This is a genomic window from Blastomonas sp. CCH9-A1, assembly GCF_001557175.1.
In the GTDB taxonomy this organism is placed as follows: Bacteria; Pseudomonadota; Alphaproteobacteria; order Sphingomonadales; family Sphingomonadaceae; genus Blastomonas; species Blastomonas delafieldii_A.
The window spans coordinates 43,805-56,901 of record NZ_LSHM01000062.1 but is presented as its reverse complement, the minus strand read 5'-3'; the positions used below and the strand labels follow the sequence as shown (position 1 = coordinate 56,901).

Here is a 13,097-nt window from a genome sequence, read left to right as displayed (position 1 = left end):
AAACGATCATGGCCAGGCATAACGATACCAGCCCCGAAGGGCGTTCGGTGCGCGTGCTGCGCGTCGGCGAGCAGGTACGCCATGTGCTGTCCGAACTGCTGACGCGCGGCGAGGTGCATGACGATGTGCTGAGCAGCACCACCGTATCGGTCACCGAAGTGCGCATGTCGCCCGACCTGCGCCACGCAACCGTGTTCGTGAAGCCGCTACTGGGCAGGCAAGAGGACGTGGTGCTCAAGGCGCTGCGCACCAACACCGCCTATTTCCAGCGCGAGGTCGCGCAGCGCGTGCGGATGAAATATGCCGCCAAGCTTAAATGGCTCGCCGATGACAGCTTCGACACCGGCAGCCATATCGACCGGCTGCTGAGCGATCCCAAAGTGGCGCAGGACCTGGGCGGAGAAGACGAGGCGGACCGCAGCGACGATTGACGTCTTACCGGGTAAGACGTATGTTGGCGCAATGAACGACGTCACACGCCTTTCCGCCAAGGGACAGATCGTCATCCCCAAGGATGTTCGCGATCGCCTGGGCTGGGCACAGGGTCGGGACCTCGAGGTGATCCCGATGGGCGACGGTGTCATGCTCCGCCCCGTGGCGCGCACCAAGCGGCTCTCCATTGAGGAAGCCACACACGAACTTCGGCAGCTGTACCGGCATGAGGGGCCCCCGATACCGATCGAAAGATTGAGCTGGTCACCGGATGTCGACGATCCGGACATGGACGCCGTTGCTGGCCGATAATCGCGTGCGGGCCGTCGATACAAACATTCTGGCGCGATGGCTGCTTGGTGATGATCCTGCGCAATCCTCGCTTGCGATCCAAATTCTTCGTGAACCGGCTTACGTCTCGCTGACAGTGCTCACCGAACTCGGCTGGGTCCTGGAAAAGGCTCTGAAAATCCCGAGGCCCATCGTCGCCAGTATGCTGCACAAAGTCGTTGAAGTCGAACATGTGCAGGTGGAACAGGGCAACTCGGTCTTATGGGCGATAGACCGATTTCTTCAAGGCGCGGATTGGGCCGACATGATGCACATCGTTGCCGCAACCGGCGCAGCCCCGGTTTTCGCGACCTTTGACAAAGCCATTGCTCGCAAGGCTGGAGGCGAAAGCCCGGTTCCGGTTGAAACTCTTGGAAGCCTCCCCTGATGGCCAAGCTCTATTTCTACTACGCCTCGATGAACGCGGGCAAATCCTCCACGCTGCTCCAGGCGGCGTTCAACTATGCCGAGCGCGGGATGCGCGCGATGCTGTGGACCGCGGCGTTCGACGATCGCTATGGCGCGGGCCAGATCACCTCGCGCATCGGCCTCAAGGCGCCCGCGCATCTGTTCGAGCCGGAGACCGACATCTTTGCAGCGGTGGCGCTGGACCTCGCCTCGGCCCCGCTTGATTGCGTGCTGGTCGACGAGGCGCAATTCCTCACCAAGACGCAGGTCTTCCAGTGCGCGCGCATTTGCGACGAGCTGCGGATTCCGGTGCTCTGCTATGGGCTGCGCACCGATTTCCAGGCCGAACTCTTCCCAGGCAGCGCGCAATTGCTGGCGATCGCCGACCATCTGGTCGAGCTGAAGGCCGTGTGCGAATGCGGCGCCAAGGCGACGATGAACCTGCGGGTCGATGCGGCGGGTCATGCGGTGAAACAGGGCGCGCAGACCGAGATTGGCGGCAATGACCGCTATATCGCGCTGTGCCGCAAGCATTTCATGGCGCGGCTGGCATGAGCGGCCTTCGCACTATGCTGAGCGATGGCGACCTTCGGCTCGAGCCCCTGGCAGACCATCATGTCGAACCGCTGCGCGCCGCGTGCGCGCGCGATACCGAGATCTGGGATATCTACCCCATCTCGATGCTGGGCGAGCATTTCGATAAGGCGATGGAGGAGTTCCACGCCACCACCAGCTGGGTGCGCTTTGCCGTGCTATGGCACGATCAGGTGATCGGCATGTCGAGCTATATCGCGCCGGACGAACGCAACCACGTCGTGGAGATCGGCGGAACCTATATCGAGCCGTCGGCGCGGGGTGCTGCGGGCGTCAACACGCGGATGAAGCGGCTGATGATCGACCATGCCTTTGCGCAGGGTTTCACCCGCATCGAATTCCGCGTCGACGCACGCAACCTGCGCAGCCAGGCCGCAGTGCGCAAGCTGGGTGCGATGCATGAAGGGACGCTGCGCCGCAACCGCATCACCTGGACCGGCTTTGTCCGCGACACCTGCGTGTTCGGCCTGCTATGCGAGGATTGGGAACGCAGCCAGGCCTGACATCCCTGCCCTTCGCATTTGGCCATGGGGCGCAACGCTGCTAACGAGCAGCGGATGCACGGATGGATCATTCTCGACAAACCCTATGCCATGGGCTCGACCGACGCGGTGACCGCGGTCAAGCGCGCGTTCCGCCAGGGCGGGTTCGGCAAGGTCAAGGTCGGCCATGGCGGTACGCTCGACCCGCTCGCCACCGGCGTGCTGCCGATCGCGCTCGGCGAGGCGACCAAGCTGACCGGCCAGATGCTCAACGGCGACAAGAACTATGATTTCACGATCCGGTTCGGGGTAGAAACCGACACGCTGGATGTCGAGGGCAAGCCGGTAGCGACGAGCGACGTACGGCCAACGCTGGCCGAGATCGAGGCGGTGCTGCCGCACTTTACCGGCCCGATCGAACAGGTGCCCCCGGCTTTCTCGGCACTCAAGATCGATGGCCAGCGGGCATACGACCTAGCGCGCGCGGGCGAGACGGTGGAACTGGCGAGTCGGGCCGTGACGGTGCATGCGTTGCTTGTCCGTCATCCTGAACTTGTTTCAGGATCCATCGCGCCCCAGCAGCCGAAGCCCCAAGACGATGGATGGACCCTGAAACAAGTTCAGGGTGACGAAATGGGGGCCGGTCGACAGCCGCTTGAAAGCATCACCCTCTCCGCCCATGTCTCCAAGGGCACCTATATCCGCAGCCTCGCCCGCGACATCGCGCAGGCGCTGGGCTCTGTCGGCCATGTGACGATGCTGCGCCGGACCCAGGCCGGACCGTTCGGGCTCGACCAGGCGATTTCGCTGGACAAACTGGATGAAATCCGCCAAGGCGCGGCCCCAGAAGACGTAATCTTGCCATTCGAGGCAGGGCTGGCCGACATCCCGGCTCTTGACCTCACTCCCGATCAGGCAAGGCGGCTCCGCATGGGGCAGGTCGTGACCGGGATTGCCGCACACGATGGGCGTTATTGGGCGCGGGGGAGCGATGATGCTCCGCTCGCTCTGGTATCGCTTTCGGACCAGGAGGTCCGCGTGGTGCGCGGTTTCAACTTTGGATGATGTTCGAGGAATGAAGACATGACGATTACCGCAGAACGCAAGGAAGAAGTGATCAAGGAATATGCGCGCGAAGCCAACGACACCGGCTCGCCCGAGGTACAGGTTGCCATCCTGACCGAGCGCATCAACAACCTGACCGAGCACTTCAAGTCGCACCACAAGGACAACCACTCGCGTCGCGGTCTTCTGATGATGGTCAACAAGCGTCGCTCGCTGCTGGACTATCTCAAGAAGAAGGACGAAGCCCGCTATACCGACCTGATCGGCAAGCTGGGTCTCCGCAAGTAAGCATTCTCGAACGGCCCCCCAGCGGGGCCGTTCGTTTATCCGCGCCATGAAATTAAAGTGCGCGGTATCCAACGGCCCTTTCGCAATGAGGCGGATATGGGCCAGCCGGGGCAAGATATGGCCCCGAACCGCGCCAGGCCGGTCAGCCTGGCAATTGAAGAGGCCCCGGTCCGCAATAGGGCGCACCGGGTTCGACAAGGAAAATCCATGTTTGACGTAAAGACTGTAGAAATCGAGTGGGGCGGAAAGACCCTCAAGCTCGAAACGGGCCGTATTGCCCGTCAGGCAGACGGCGCTGTGCTGGCCACCTATGGCGAGACCGTGGTGCTGTGCGCCGTGACCGCCGCCAAGTCGGTGAAGGAAGGCCAGGACTTCTTCCCGCTGACCGTCCACTACCAGGAAAAATTCTCCGCAGCAGGCCGCATCCCCGGCGGCTTTTTCAAGCGTGAACGCGGCGCGACCGAAAAGGAAACGCTGACCAGCCGCCTGATCGACCGTCCCGTCCGCCCGCTGTTCCCCGAAGGTTTCTACAACGAAATCAACGTGATCGCGCAGGTGCTGTCGTTCGACGGCGAATCCGAGCCCGATATCGTCGCGATGGTTGCTGCCTCGGCTGCGCTCACCCTGTCGGGCGTGCCCTTCATGGGCCCGATCGGCGCGGCGCGCATCGGCTACAAGGACGGCGAATATCAGCTCAACCCGTCGATGGACGAGGTCAAGGAAGGCGAGCTCGATCTGGTCGTCGCCGCCACGCATGACGCGGTGATGATGGTCGAATCGGAAGCCAAGGAGCTTTCCGAGGAAGTGATGCTGGGTGCCGTCGAATTCGCGCACAATGCTTGTCGCGAAGTCACCGACGCGATCATCAAGCTCGCCGAACAGGCTGCCAAGGATCCGTGGGAAATGGCTCCGCAGGCTGACCTGAGCGCCGCCAAGCAGAAGCTCAAGGACCTGATCGGTGCGGACATTGCCGCGGCCTACAAGCTGACCGACAAGTCGGCCCGCTCGAACGCGCTCAACGAAGCGCGCGCCAAGGCGAAGGAAGCCTTTGCCGATGCGACGCCGCAGGACCAGATGGCTGCGCAGAAGCTGATGAAGAAGCTGGAAGCGGAAATCGTGCGCGGTGCCATCCTCAAGGACGGCAGCCGCATCGACGGCCGCACCACCACGCAGATCCGTCCGATCGAGGCGATGGTCGGCTTCCTGCCGCGCACGCACGGTTCGGCGCTGTTCACGCGCGGTGAAACCCAGTCGATCTGCACCACCACCTTGGGCACCAAGGACAGCGAGCAGATGATCGACGGCCTGACCGGCCTGTCGTACGAAAGCTTCATGCTGCACTATAACTTCCCGCCCTATTCGGTCGGTGAGGTGGGCCGCTTCGGCGCGCCGGGTCGCCGCGAAGTCGGCCATGGCAAGCTGGCATGGCGTGCGCTGCACCCCGTGCTGCCCAGCAAGGACGAGTTCCCCTATACCATCCGTGTGCTCTCCGACATTACCGAGTCCAACGGCTCGTCGTCGATGGCCACGGTGTGCGGCGGCTCGCTCTCGATGATGGACGCGGGCGTTCCGCTCAAGCGTCCGGTGTCGGGCATCGCCATGGGCCTGATCCTGGAAGGCAGCGAGTTCGCGGTTCTCTCCGACATCCTGGGTGACGAAGATCATCTGGGCGACATGGACTTCAAGGTCGCCGGCACGTCCGAAGGCATCACCACGATGCAGATGGACATCAAGATCGCCGGTATCACCCGCGAGATCATGGCGCAGGCGCTGGCGCAGGCCAAGGAAGGCCGCGCGCACATCCTGGGTGAAATGGCCAAGGCGCTGGGCGAAGTCCGCACCGAACTGTCGGCGCATGCGCCGCGCATCGAGACGATCCAGATCGACAAGTCGAAGATCCGCGAAGTCATCGGCACCGGCGGCAAGGTGATCCGCGAGATCGTCGCCGAAACCGGCGCGAAGGTGGACATCGACGACGAAGGCCTGATCAAGATCAGCTCGTCCGACCTCAGCCAGATCGAGGCTGCCAAGAAGTGGATTCTGGGCATCGTCGAGGAAGCCGAAGTCGGCAAGATCTACAACGGCAAGGTCGTCAACCTGGTCGATTTCGGCGCGTTCGTGAACTTCATGGGCGGCAAGGACGGTCTGGTCCACGTTTCGGAAATCCGCAACGAGCGGGTTGAGAAGGTGGCCGATGTCCTGTCCGAAGGCCAGGAAGTGAAGGTCAAGGTGCTCGAGATCGATCCGCGCGGCAAGGTGCGCCTGTCGATGCGCGTTGTCGATCAGGAAACCGGTGAAGAGCTGGAAGACACCCGCCCTGCCCGCGAACCGCGCGAGCGTGGCGATCGCGGCGACCGTCGCCCCCGTCGTGACGGCGATGGCGGACGTGGTCGCGGTGGTGACCGTGGCGGCGAACGTTCGGGCGGAGGCGGCCGCGGCCGTGGTCGTCCCGAGCGCTCGGAAGGCGGCGAGACCGGCGGCGACGCCGGCCTGCCCGACTTCATCACCGGCGAAAACTGAGACTAGCAGTTTGCTGCTGGCGTTGCGGGTTCATCCCGTGACGTGACAAAGACCGGCTGGAAGCCCCGCGCTTCCGGCCGGTTTTTTTTGGCTGAAGGGTGATTTGATAGGTTACCAAATTCTGGTATCTTAGTCGGATGTCGAAGAACACCTCCATCGCGCTCGGCGCGCCATTTCAGGAATTTGCCCGCCGCAAGGTGGAATCGGGTGAGTACGGCTCTACCAGCGAGGTTGTGCGCGAGGCAATGCGGCGGTTTATGGCCGAGGATGAACGGCGCGAAGCACTGAACGCTGCGCTTCGCGAGGGTCTGGCAAGCGGACCTGCCGAGCCGTTCGACTGGGACGGGTTCGTGGAACGCCATTTCGGCGATGCCGCATAAGGTCCTCCTGCTCCCCGCTGCTGGCCGGGATCTGGACACCATCGCCGGCTATACCAAACAGCAATGGGGCGCAGCGCAGGCTCGGCACTATCTCGCTGCGATGCGCGCGAGTATTTCGTCGCTGGCCGATTTTCCGCTGCGCAATCCCGTCTATCGCAGTGAGGGGAAGGAATTCCGCAGGCTCCTCTGCGGGCACCACCTGATATTCTATCTGGTCATCGAAGACACGGTGCAGATCATCCGCATCCTGCACGAGCGGATGGATATCGACCGGCACCTTTGACACGACCCAGAAATGCTTCGGGGCAGGAACCGCTTACGGTGCCTGCCCCGAACAATGTCATCGCCAGATGGCCATCCAGCCGATCAATACACCCGCTTCTTGGGCTTGATATACTCGACCTCGTCGCTGAGCGTGTATTCGTGGACCGGGCGGTAATCGAGCGTCACCTTGCCGCCCTTGCCGCCCCAGCCTTCGAACCAGCTGACGGTGTGCTTCATGAAGTTCGCATCGTCGCGCTCGGGATAATCCTCGTGCATGTGCGCGCCGCGGCTTTCCTTGCGGTTGGCAGCGCTTTCGATGGTGCACACGGCCTGGCTGAGCAGGTTGTCGAGCTCCAGCGTCTCGATCAGGTCGGTGTTCCAGATCAGCGAGCGGTCGGTGACGTGGACGTCCTCCATCCGCTTGTTGACGGTCTGCATCAGCGCCGTGCCTTCGGACAGCAGCTGGGTATCGCGGAACACGGCCGCATGCTTCTGCATCGTCTTCTGCATCTCCATGCGAATCTGCGCAGTGGGGGATCCGCCCTTGGCGTTGCGGAAATGGTCGAGACGCGACAGCGCCAGGTCCGCCGCATCCTTGGGCAGCGCCTTGTGCGGGCTGCCGGGCTTGATCGTGTCGCGCAGGTGATGTCCGGTCGCGCGGCCGAACACCACGAGGTCGATCAGCGAGTTCGAGCCCAGACGGTTGGCGCCATGCACCGAGACGCAGGCAGCCTCGCCCACGGCGTAAAGGCCGGGGACCACGGTGTCCGGGTTGCCGTCCTTGATGGTGACGACCTGGCCGTGATAATTGCAGGGAATGCCGCCCATATTGTAGTGCACGGTCGGCACCACCGGCAGCGGCTGGCGCGTCAGATCGACGCCCGCGAAGATCTTGCCCGTCTCGGTAATGCCCGGTAGGCGTTCGGCCAGCACCTTCTCGTCGATATGGTCGAGATGCAGGTAGATATGGTCGTTTTCCTTGCCGACGCCGCGGCCTTCGCGGATTTCGGCGGCCATCGAGCGGCTGACGACGTCGCGGCTCGCCAGGTCCTTGGCGGACGGCGCATAGCGCTCCATGAAGCGCTCGCCTTCGGAATTGGTCAGGTAACCGCCCTCGCCGCGCGCGCCTTCGGTGATCAGCACGCCCGCGCCATAGATGCCGGTCGGGTGGAACTGCACGAATTCCATGTCCTGCAGCGGAAGCCCTGCGCGCAGCACCATCGCGCCGCCGTCACCCGTGCAGGTGTGCGCCGAGGTCGCCGAGAAATAGCAGCGGCCCGATCCGCCCGTCGCCAGCACCACGGCATGGCTGCGGAAGCGGTGGATGGAGCCATCCTCCATGCACAGCGCGATCACGCCCCGGCATACGCCGTCTTCCATGATCAGGTCGATGGCGAAATATTCGATGAAGAAATCCGAATCGTACTTCAGCGACTGCTGGTACAGCGCGTGCAGCATGGCATGACCGGTGCGGTCGGCGGCGGCGCAGGTGCGCTGCACCGGCGGGCCTTCGCCCATGTTCTGCATGTGCCCGCCGAACGGACGCTGATAGATGGTACCATTGTCGTTGCGGCTGAACGGCACACCGGCATGCTCGAGCTCGTAGACGGCAGCGGGTGCCTCGCGCACCATATATTCGATCGCATCCTGGTCGCCGAGCCAGTCCGATCCCTTGACGGTATCGTACATGTGCCACGACCAGTGGTCGGGCGAATTGTTGCCCAGGCTTGCTGCAATGCCGCCCTGCGCCGCCACGGTATGGCTGCGGGTCGGGAACACCTTGGTGATGCACGCGGTCTTCAGCCCCGCTTCGGCGCTGCCCATGGTGGCGCGCAGGCCCGATCCGCCCGCGCCGACGACAACCGTGTCGTACACATGGTCGATGATCTTATAGGCTTCGGTCATCAGCTGGCAGCTCCGGCAAATGCAATGCGCGCAACGGCGAAAATGCCGAGGGCGGCCCCGGCAACGGCGTAGAAGTTGAGCAGCAGGATCACGCCGAACTTGGTGCCATGGTCATGCACATAGTCCTCGACGATGACCTGCAGGCCCAGGCGCAGGTGATAGAAAACGGTGACGATCAGCAGGATCATCGCGGTCGCGGGCAGCGGCGCAGAGAGCCAGGCGGTGACCGTCGCATGATCGAGCGCAGGCAGGCTGACCAGCGAGGCGATGAACCACAGCATCAGGATGAGATTGCTGACCGCGGTGACCCGCGCCATCACCCAGTGATGCGTTCCCGTTTTGGCGGACCCCAGCCCGCGAACCTTGCCAATTCTGGTGCCACTTCCCATGGTCGACTCCTTGCGCGCAGGCCCCATAGCCCGCCACGCCGCACAGATAATTCAAAAGATCAGGCGAAAAAGATGATCGCCCACAAAAACGCCGTCAGCACGATCGACAGCACCGGCAGCAGCGCCGACCAGCGGTTGTTGTTGTCAACCTCATAGCCCGCGCCGATATCGAGCACAAAATGGCGGAGGCCCGAGAGCATGTGCTGGAAGAAGGCCCAGGACAGGCCGACCATCAGCAGATAGCCGATGGGGCTGGTGGCCCAGCCGACATACCAGGCATAGGCCTCGGGTCCGCTGGCAAGCGCCATCAGCCAGCCGATGAGCAGAATCCCGCCGATCACGGCCATGCCGTCGCCCGTTGCGCGATGGAGGATCGAGACCAGCATGGCCGGGCCCCAACGCCAGATGGAAAGGTGCGGCGACAGCGGCCTGCCCGATGGTTTTGCCATGGTCTCCCCCGTTTAAACGTTCGTGTTCATAAGCGAATTTGCGTCCCGCGCCTGTTTAGCCGATTGCCCACATGATGCAATTGCTGATTGTGCGCGCTCCATTGCAGGCCCGGCATCGGCCTGCGCAGCAATGCAGCTCGAGCGGGCGCAGCAATAACCCGGCGTTAACCATGTGCGCATATGCCGATTGCTCAATCATCCAGCTTGGCAAGAGGACGGCATGGCAGACCACAGCAAGGACACGAAGGGTAGTGCCAGTATCAAGGCACTTTACCAGTCCGTGGCTCACGAGCTTTCGATCAGTCGCAGGCTGGCGGCCTTTGACGCTGCCGGCGACCTGCCTCGCCTCGCGCGCCAGGCGCTGGAACTGCTGAAGCAGGACCAGGACGCCATTGCCCAGTGCTTCTGGGATCATTTCAGTTCTATTGCCGAGCTCGCCAGCAAGACCGATGACATCGAGAAGCTGAAGCATCAGAATATCGAGGCCAGCCGACGCTACACCCACGAGAAAATGGCCAATCTCGATGGTCAACTCTGGGTGGAAATGGCCTTCAGCCACGCCCTGTTCGCCCAGAAACTGGGAGTCCCGATGTGGCAGCTGCTGGCTGCCAATGCGCACACGCACGACTTTGCCGTGAGCAAGATGCGCGAGAAGCTTCCCAATGACGTGGATCGGTATCAGCAGTTGGCGCGCGCCACGGCCCAGGTCATGGTGATCGAGGCCGAGATCATGGCGTTTGCCATCAACACCATGACCCAGCAGGACGCCCAGAAGGTGCGGATCGCGCAGACCGCCAGCTTCAAGCAGACGGTTGATGGCGAGTTGCAACAGGCATCGCATCTGGGCAGCGGCCTGAAGAATCAGGTCGTCAACGCATCCGAAGCCGCACGCCAGATGCTGGGCCGCTCGTCCGAGGTCGCCGCCGCCGCCGAACAATCCGCCATCGCCATGCGCGAGGCGGCGCAGACGGCTGCCGGCCTGATCCGTGCGATCGAGGAAGCCCGCAGCGAGGTCGAGGTCGCGGCCGATGTCGCCGAACGCGCCTCGCGCGAAGCGGGTCACGCCGTGGCCAGCACGCAGACGCTCTCGACCCATGCCGAATCGATCGAATCGATCCTCAGCCTGATCCGCGACATTGCGGGACAGACGAACCTGCTCGCACTGAACGCCACGATCGAGGCGGCGCGCGCGGGCGATGCCGGACGCGGCTTTGCCGTGGTCGCGCAGGAGGTGAAAAGCCTCGCCAATCAGACCGCGCGCGCGACCGACGATATTGCGCACAAGATCACCGCGATCCAGCAGGCCACGCGCGACACGGTCGCCTCGAACGATTCGGTGCGCGCCACGGTCAGCGAGGTGCAGTCGAGCGCCGACCGCATCCGCGAGGCGATGGAAATCCAGGCGCAGACCGTGACGATCATCACCGCTGCGGTCGACGAGACTGCGCTTGCGGCCGATTCGATGTCGAACACCATCGGCACGATCCGCATCGACACCGAAAGCCTGGCGAGCGAGATGGACAAGGTCGGTGCCGGGTTCAGCCATCTGCAGAACCAGCTGGTCGAACTGCGCAACCGATCGGATCGCTTCGCGGTCGAGATCGGCTTGGCCAAGAGCGCCTGACGCCGCCAAATCGCGTTGCAGCGATGGACCGCACCGCAGCGCGGCGATATGCTGACGCGCATGATCAGCGTCGAACAGAATATTCTCGTCACCGGCTCCAGCCGCGGCATCGGCCGCGCGATTGCCGACCTGCTCCACGAAGCCGGCCATCGGGTGGTCGGCCATGCGAGCCGTCCTTTCCCCGATGACAGCCCCGATGCGCCAGAATGGGACGTGGTCGCGGCCGATTTCGGCGATTTTCGCGGGCCCGACCTGCTCTGGCAGGAAGCGATCGATCTTCTCGACGGCCGCATCGACGTGCTGATCAACAATGCCGGCATCTTTGTCGCCAATCCGATCGAACGGGGCGATGCCGAATGGCTCGCCGCCTGGGACGAGACGATGACGATCAACCTCACCGCGAGCGCGCAACTGTGCCGCTTTGCCGTGCAGCATTTTCTCGACCACGCCAATGAGGGGCGCATCGTCAACATCGCCAGCCGCGCCGCCTATCGCGGCGACAGCCCGGCGCACTGGCATTATGCCGCGTCCAAGGGCGGCATGGTGGCGATGACCAAATCGATCGCGCGCGCCTATGCGGGCCATGGCATCTATGCCTTTGCCATCTGCCCCGGTTTCACCATGACCGGCATGGCGGAAGATTATCTGGCGAGCCGCGGCGGCGACAAGCTGCTCGCCGACATCCCGCTGGGCCGCGTCGCCATGCCCGACGAGGTCGCCACCATGGCCAGCTTCTGCGCCATCGACGCGCCGCCCTCAATGACCGGCGCCGTGCTCGACGTGAACGGAGCGAGCTACGTGCGCTAGGGGGTGGTCGAGAGGTTCGTCATCCTGAACTTGTTTCAGGATCCATCGTGCCCCGCACACCAAGGCCCAATCCGGCGAAATGGACCCTGAAACAAGTTCAGGGTGACGGATGGGATAAGTGGGGCAAGCACTGGCCAACATCCCGGCATCGCTTTATGGCCCCAGCAAACCCGAGGCACGAGGACCCCCGCATTGGACAACTGGAAAGTCACCATCCCCTGCACGCTCGCCGAGGCGCAGGCCGTGACCGAGGACATGACGCTCGACGACAGTACCTTCGGCAGCCCAAGCCTGGTGGCGAGCGAGGTCGATGCCTATGCCGATCCGCAGCTGCCCGGCAGCTGGGCGCTGCATGCCTATTTCACCGATGAACCCCAGGCTGAGTGGATCGAGACGCTGCGCGGCCTCGTCCCCAGCGCGGCGGGCGTGGCACTGAGCGCGGAATTGCTGCCCGACGAGGACTGGGTGACGCTGAGCCAGACCGGGCTCGCGCCGATCCGCGCCGGGCGCTTTCATGTCCATACGCCCGAAATGCCTGCGTCCGACGAACCGGGCGTGCGCAGTTTCGAGATTCCCGCGAGCCTCGCCTTCGGCACCGGGCACCACAACACCACGCGCGGCTGCCTGATGATGCTCGATTCGATGCAGGCCGCCGGGCTGCGTGTCACCAACCATATCGATATAGGCACGGGCACGGGGTTGCTCGCTTTTGCCGCGATGCACCTGTGGCCCGAGGCGCGCGCGATCGCGAGCGATATCGACCCGGTCTGCGGGCCTGCGGTCGAACATAATGCAGCGACCAACGGCCTTGCGATCGGCGACCAGCCCGGCGCACTGGCCATGGTGATTGCCGAGGGGCTGGAGGATACGCAGCTTCAGGCCCGCGCGCCTTATGATCTGGTGATCGCCAATATCCTTGCCGGACCGCTGATCGATCTCGCTCCCGATGTCGCGACGGTCACCGCGCCCGGGGGCCATGCGGTGCTGTCCGGCCTGCTCTGCACTCAGGCGGAAGCGGTGGCGGACGCCTATCGCGAACAGGGCTTTGCACTGGAAGGGCGACTGGACCTCGGCGACTGGACGGTATTGCGGCTGTGCAAGTCCGGCGGAGCCTGACTTACAGCCCCCTGGAGCCAAGGCCGTTCTCCGGCGAAAGCCGG

At 63.6% G+C, this 13,097-nt stretch carries 16 protein-coding genes; 13 read left to right on the top strand and 3 right to left on the bottom strand.

Going from position 1 to position 13,097, the window contains the following annotated elements; translation table 11 throughout:
* Nucleotides 1-8 precede the first annotated feature (8 nt).
* The 10 genes from rbfA (at nt 9) to AX725_RS16795 (ending at nt 6,782) form a co-directional block, all read left to right on the top strand.
* Nucleotides 9-431, top strand: coding sequence for a 30S ribosome-binding factor RbfA (gene rbfA, locus AX725_RS16840; protein WP_060978158.1), 423 nt, complete (start codon nt 9-11; stop codon nt 429-431).
* A gap of 31 nt (nt 432-462) precedes the next feature.
* Complete coding sequence (locus AX725_RS16835; RefSeq protein WP_060978148.1) at nt 463-744, top strand: AbrB/MazE/SpoVT family DNA-binding domain-containing protein; 282 nt, start codon at nt 463-465, stop codon at nt 742-744.
* On the top strand, nt 704-1,150 hold the full coding sequence (locus AX725_RS16830) for a type II toxin-antitoxin system VapC family toxin (protein WP_081096985.1): 447 nt from the start codon (nt 704-706) through the stop codon (nt 1,148-1,150). Before AX725_RS16835 ends, AX725_RS16830 begins: the two co-directional genes overlap by 41 nt.
* Entirely contained in the window at nt 1,150-1,725 is a 576-nt protein-coding gene (locus AX725_RS16825) for a thymidine kinase (RefSeq protein ID WP_060978146.1), read from the top strand. Before AX725_RS16830 ends, AX725_RS16825 begins: the two co-directional genes overlap by 1 nt.
* Nucleotides 1,722-2,267: a GNAT family N-acetyltransferase gene (locus tag AX725_RS16820; RefSeq protein ID WP_060978145.1), complete on the top strand. Its 546-nt coding sequence runs from the start codon at nt 1,722-1,724 to the stop codon at nt 2,265-2,267. Before AX725_RS16825 ends, AX725_RS16820 begins: the two co-directional genes overlap by 4 nt.
* Before the next feature lie 54 nt (nt 2,268-2,321).
* Nucleotides 2,322-3,311 (top strand): tRNA pseudouridine(55) synthase TruB, encoded by a 990-nt coding sequence (gene truB, locus AX725_RS16815; RefSeq protein WP_060978144.1) that lies wholly within the window; start codon nt 2,322-2,324, stop codon nt 3,309-3,311.
* An 18-nt stretch (nt 3,312-3,329) separates the two neighbouring features.
* Entirely contained in the window at nt 3,330-3,599 is a 270-nt protein-coding gene (gene rpsO, locus AX725_RS16810; RefSeq protein ID WP_023838184.1) for a 30S ribosomal protein S15, read from the top strand.
* 207 nt (nt 3,600-3,806) lie between these two features.
* A complete protein-coding gene (gene pnp / locus AX725_RS16805) occupies nt 3,807-6,119 on the top strand; it encodes a polyribonucleotide nucleotidyltransferase (protein ID WP_060978143.1) in 2,313 nt (770 codons plus the stop codon).
* A gap of 137 nt (nt 6,120-6,256) precedes the next feature.
* Nucleotides 6,257-6,499 carry a type II toxin-antitoxin system ParD family antitoxin gene (locus AX725_RS16800; RefSeq protein ID WP_060978142.1) on the top strand — a complete coding sequence of 81 codons (243 nt, stop codon included), beginning with the start codon at nt 6,257-6,259 and terminating at the stop codon, nt 6,497-6,499.
* Nucleotides 6,489-6,782 (top strand): type II toxin-antitoxin system RelE/ParE family toxin, encoded by a 294-nt coding sequence (locus AX725_RS16795; protein WP_060978141.1) that lies wholly within the window; start codon nt 6,489-6,491, stop codon nt 6,780-6,782. Before AX725_RS16800 ends, AX725_RS16795 begins: the two co-directional genes overlap by 11 nt.
* 83 nt (nt 6,783-6,865) lie before the next feature.
* On the opposite strand, the gene sdhA is transcribed toward AX725_RS16795, so the two are convergent.
* The 3 genes from sdhA to sdhC are packed head-to-tail and all read right to left on the bottom strand — an operon-like array spanning nt 6,866 to nt 9,506.
* Entirely contained in the window at nt 6,866-8,668 is a 1,803-nt protein-coding gene (gene sdhA, locus AX725_RS16790) for a succinate dehydrogenase flavoprotein subunit (RefSeq protein ID WP_060978140.1), read from the bottom strand.
* Entirely contained in the window at nt 8,668-9,057 is a 390-nt protein-coding gene (gene sdhD / locus AX725_RS16785; RefSeq protein ID WP_060978157.1) for a succinate dehydrogenase, hydrophobic membrane anchor protein, read from the bottom strand. Before sdhD ends, sdhA begins: the two co-directional genes overlap by 1 nt.
* A gap of 59 nt (nt 9,058-9,116) precedes the next feature.
* Nucleotides 9,117-9,506, bottom strand: coding sequence for a succinate dehydrogenase, cytochrome b556 subunit (sdhC, locus tag AX725_RS16780; RefSeq protein WP_060978139.1), 390 nt, complete (start codon nt 9,504-9,506; stop codon nt 9,117-9,119).
* 220 nt (nt 9,507-9,726) lie between these two features.
* Here sdhC and AX725_RS16775 point away from each other — a divergent pair, with 220 nt between their 5' ends.
* From AX725_RS16775 to AX725_RS16765, 3 genes are all read left to right on the top strand, one after another.
* Nucleotides 9,727-11,130, top strand: coding sequence for a methyl-accepting chemotaxis protein (locus AX725_RS16775; protein ID WP_060978138.1), 1,404 nt, complete (start codon nt 9,727-9,729; stop codon nt 11,128-11,130).
* Nucleotides 11,131-11,178: 48 nt separating this feature from the next.
* Complete coding sequence (locus AX725_RS16770; RefSeq protein WP_208597908.1) at nt 11,179-11,937, top strand: SDR family NAD(P)-dependent oxidoreductase; 759 nt, start codon at nt 11,179-11,181, stop codon at nt 11,935-11,937.
* 192 nt (nt 11,938-12,129) lie between these two features.
* Nucleotides 12,130-13,053 carry a 50S ribosomal protein L11 methyltransferase gene (locus AX725_RS16765; protein ID WP_060978137.1) on the top strand — a complete coding sequence of 308 codons (924 nt, stop codon included), beginning with the start codon at nt 12,130-12,132 and terminating at the stop codon, nt 13,051-13,053.
* Nucleotides 13,054-13,097 lie beyond the last annotated feature (44 nt).

Coding starts and splice junctions, on each gene's coding strand:
- AX725_RS16770 (WP_208597908.1), top strand. CDS start 11,179: ATGCTGACGCGCATGATCAGCGTCGAACAGAATATTCTCGTCACCGGC.
- AX725_RS16795 (WP_060978141.1), top strand. CDS start 6,489: ATGCCGCATAAGGTCCTCCTGCTCCCCGCTGCTGGCCGGGATCTGGAC.
- truB (WP_060978144.1), top strand. CDS start 2,322: ATGCACGGATGGATCATTCTCGACAAACCCTATGCCATGGGCTCGACC.
- sdhC (WP_060978139.1), bottom strand. CDS start 9,506: ATGGCAAAACCATCGGGCAGGCCGCTGTCGCCGCACCTTTCCATCTGG.
- pnp (WP_060978143.1), top strand. CDS start 3,807: ATGTTTGACGTAAAGACTGTAGAAATCGAGTGGGGCGGAAAGACCCTC.
- AX725_RS16820 (WP_060978145.1), top strand. CDS start 1,722: ATGAGCGGCCTTCGCACTATGCTGAGCGATGGCGACCTTCGGCTCGAG.
- AX725_RS16835 (WP_060978148.1), top strand. CDS start 463: ATGAACGACGTCACACGCCTTTCCGCCAAGGGACAGATCGTCATCCCC.
- AX725_RS16775 (WP_060978138.1), top strand. CDS start 9,727: ATGGCAGACCACAGCAAGGACACGAAGGGTAGTGCCAGTATCAAGGCA.
- AX725_RS16830 (WP_081096985.1), top strand. CDS start 704: ATGTCGACGATCCGGACATGGACGCCGTTGCTGGCCGATAATCGCGTG.
- rbfA (WP_060978158.1), top strand. CDS start 9: ATGGCCAGGCATAACGATACCAGCCCCGAAGGGCGTTCGGTGCGCGTG.
- AX725_RS16825 (WP_060978146.1), top strand. CDS start 1,150: ATGGCCAAGCTCTATTTCTACTACGCCTCGATGAACGCGGGCAAATCC.
- AX725_RS16800 (WP_060978142.1), top strand. CDS start 6,257: ATGTCGAAGAACACCTCCATCGCGCTCGGCGCGCCATTTCAGGAATTT.
- sdhA (WP_060978140.1), bottom strand. CDS start 8,668: ATGACCGAAGCCTATAAGATCATCGACCATGTGTACGACACGGTTGTC.
- sdhD (WP_060978157.1), bottom strand. CDS start 9,057: ATGGGAAGTGGCACCAGAATTGGCAAGGTTCGCGGGCTGGGGTCCGCC.
- rpsO (WP_023838184.1), top strand. CDS start 3,330: ATGACGATTACCGCAGAACGCAAGGAAGAAGTGATCAAGGAATATGCG.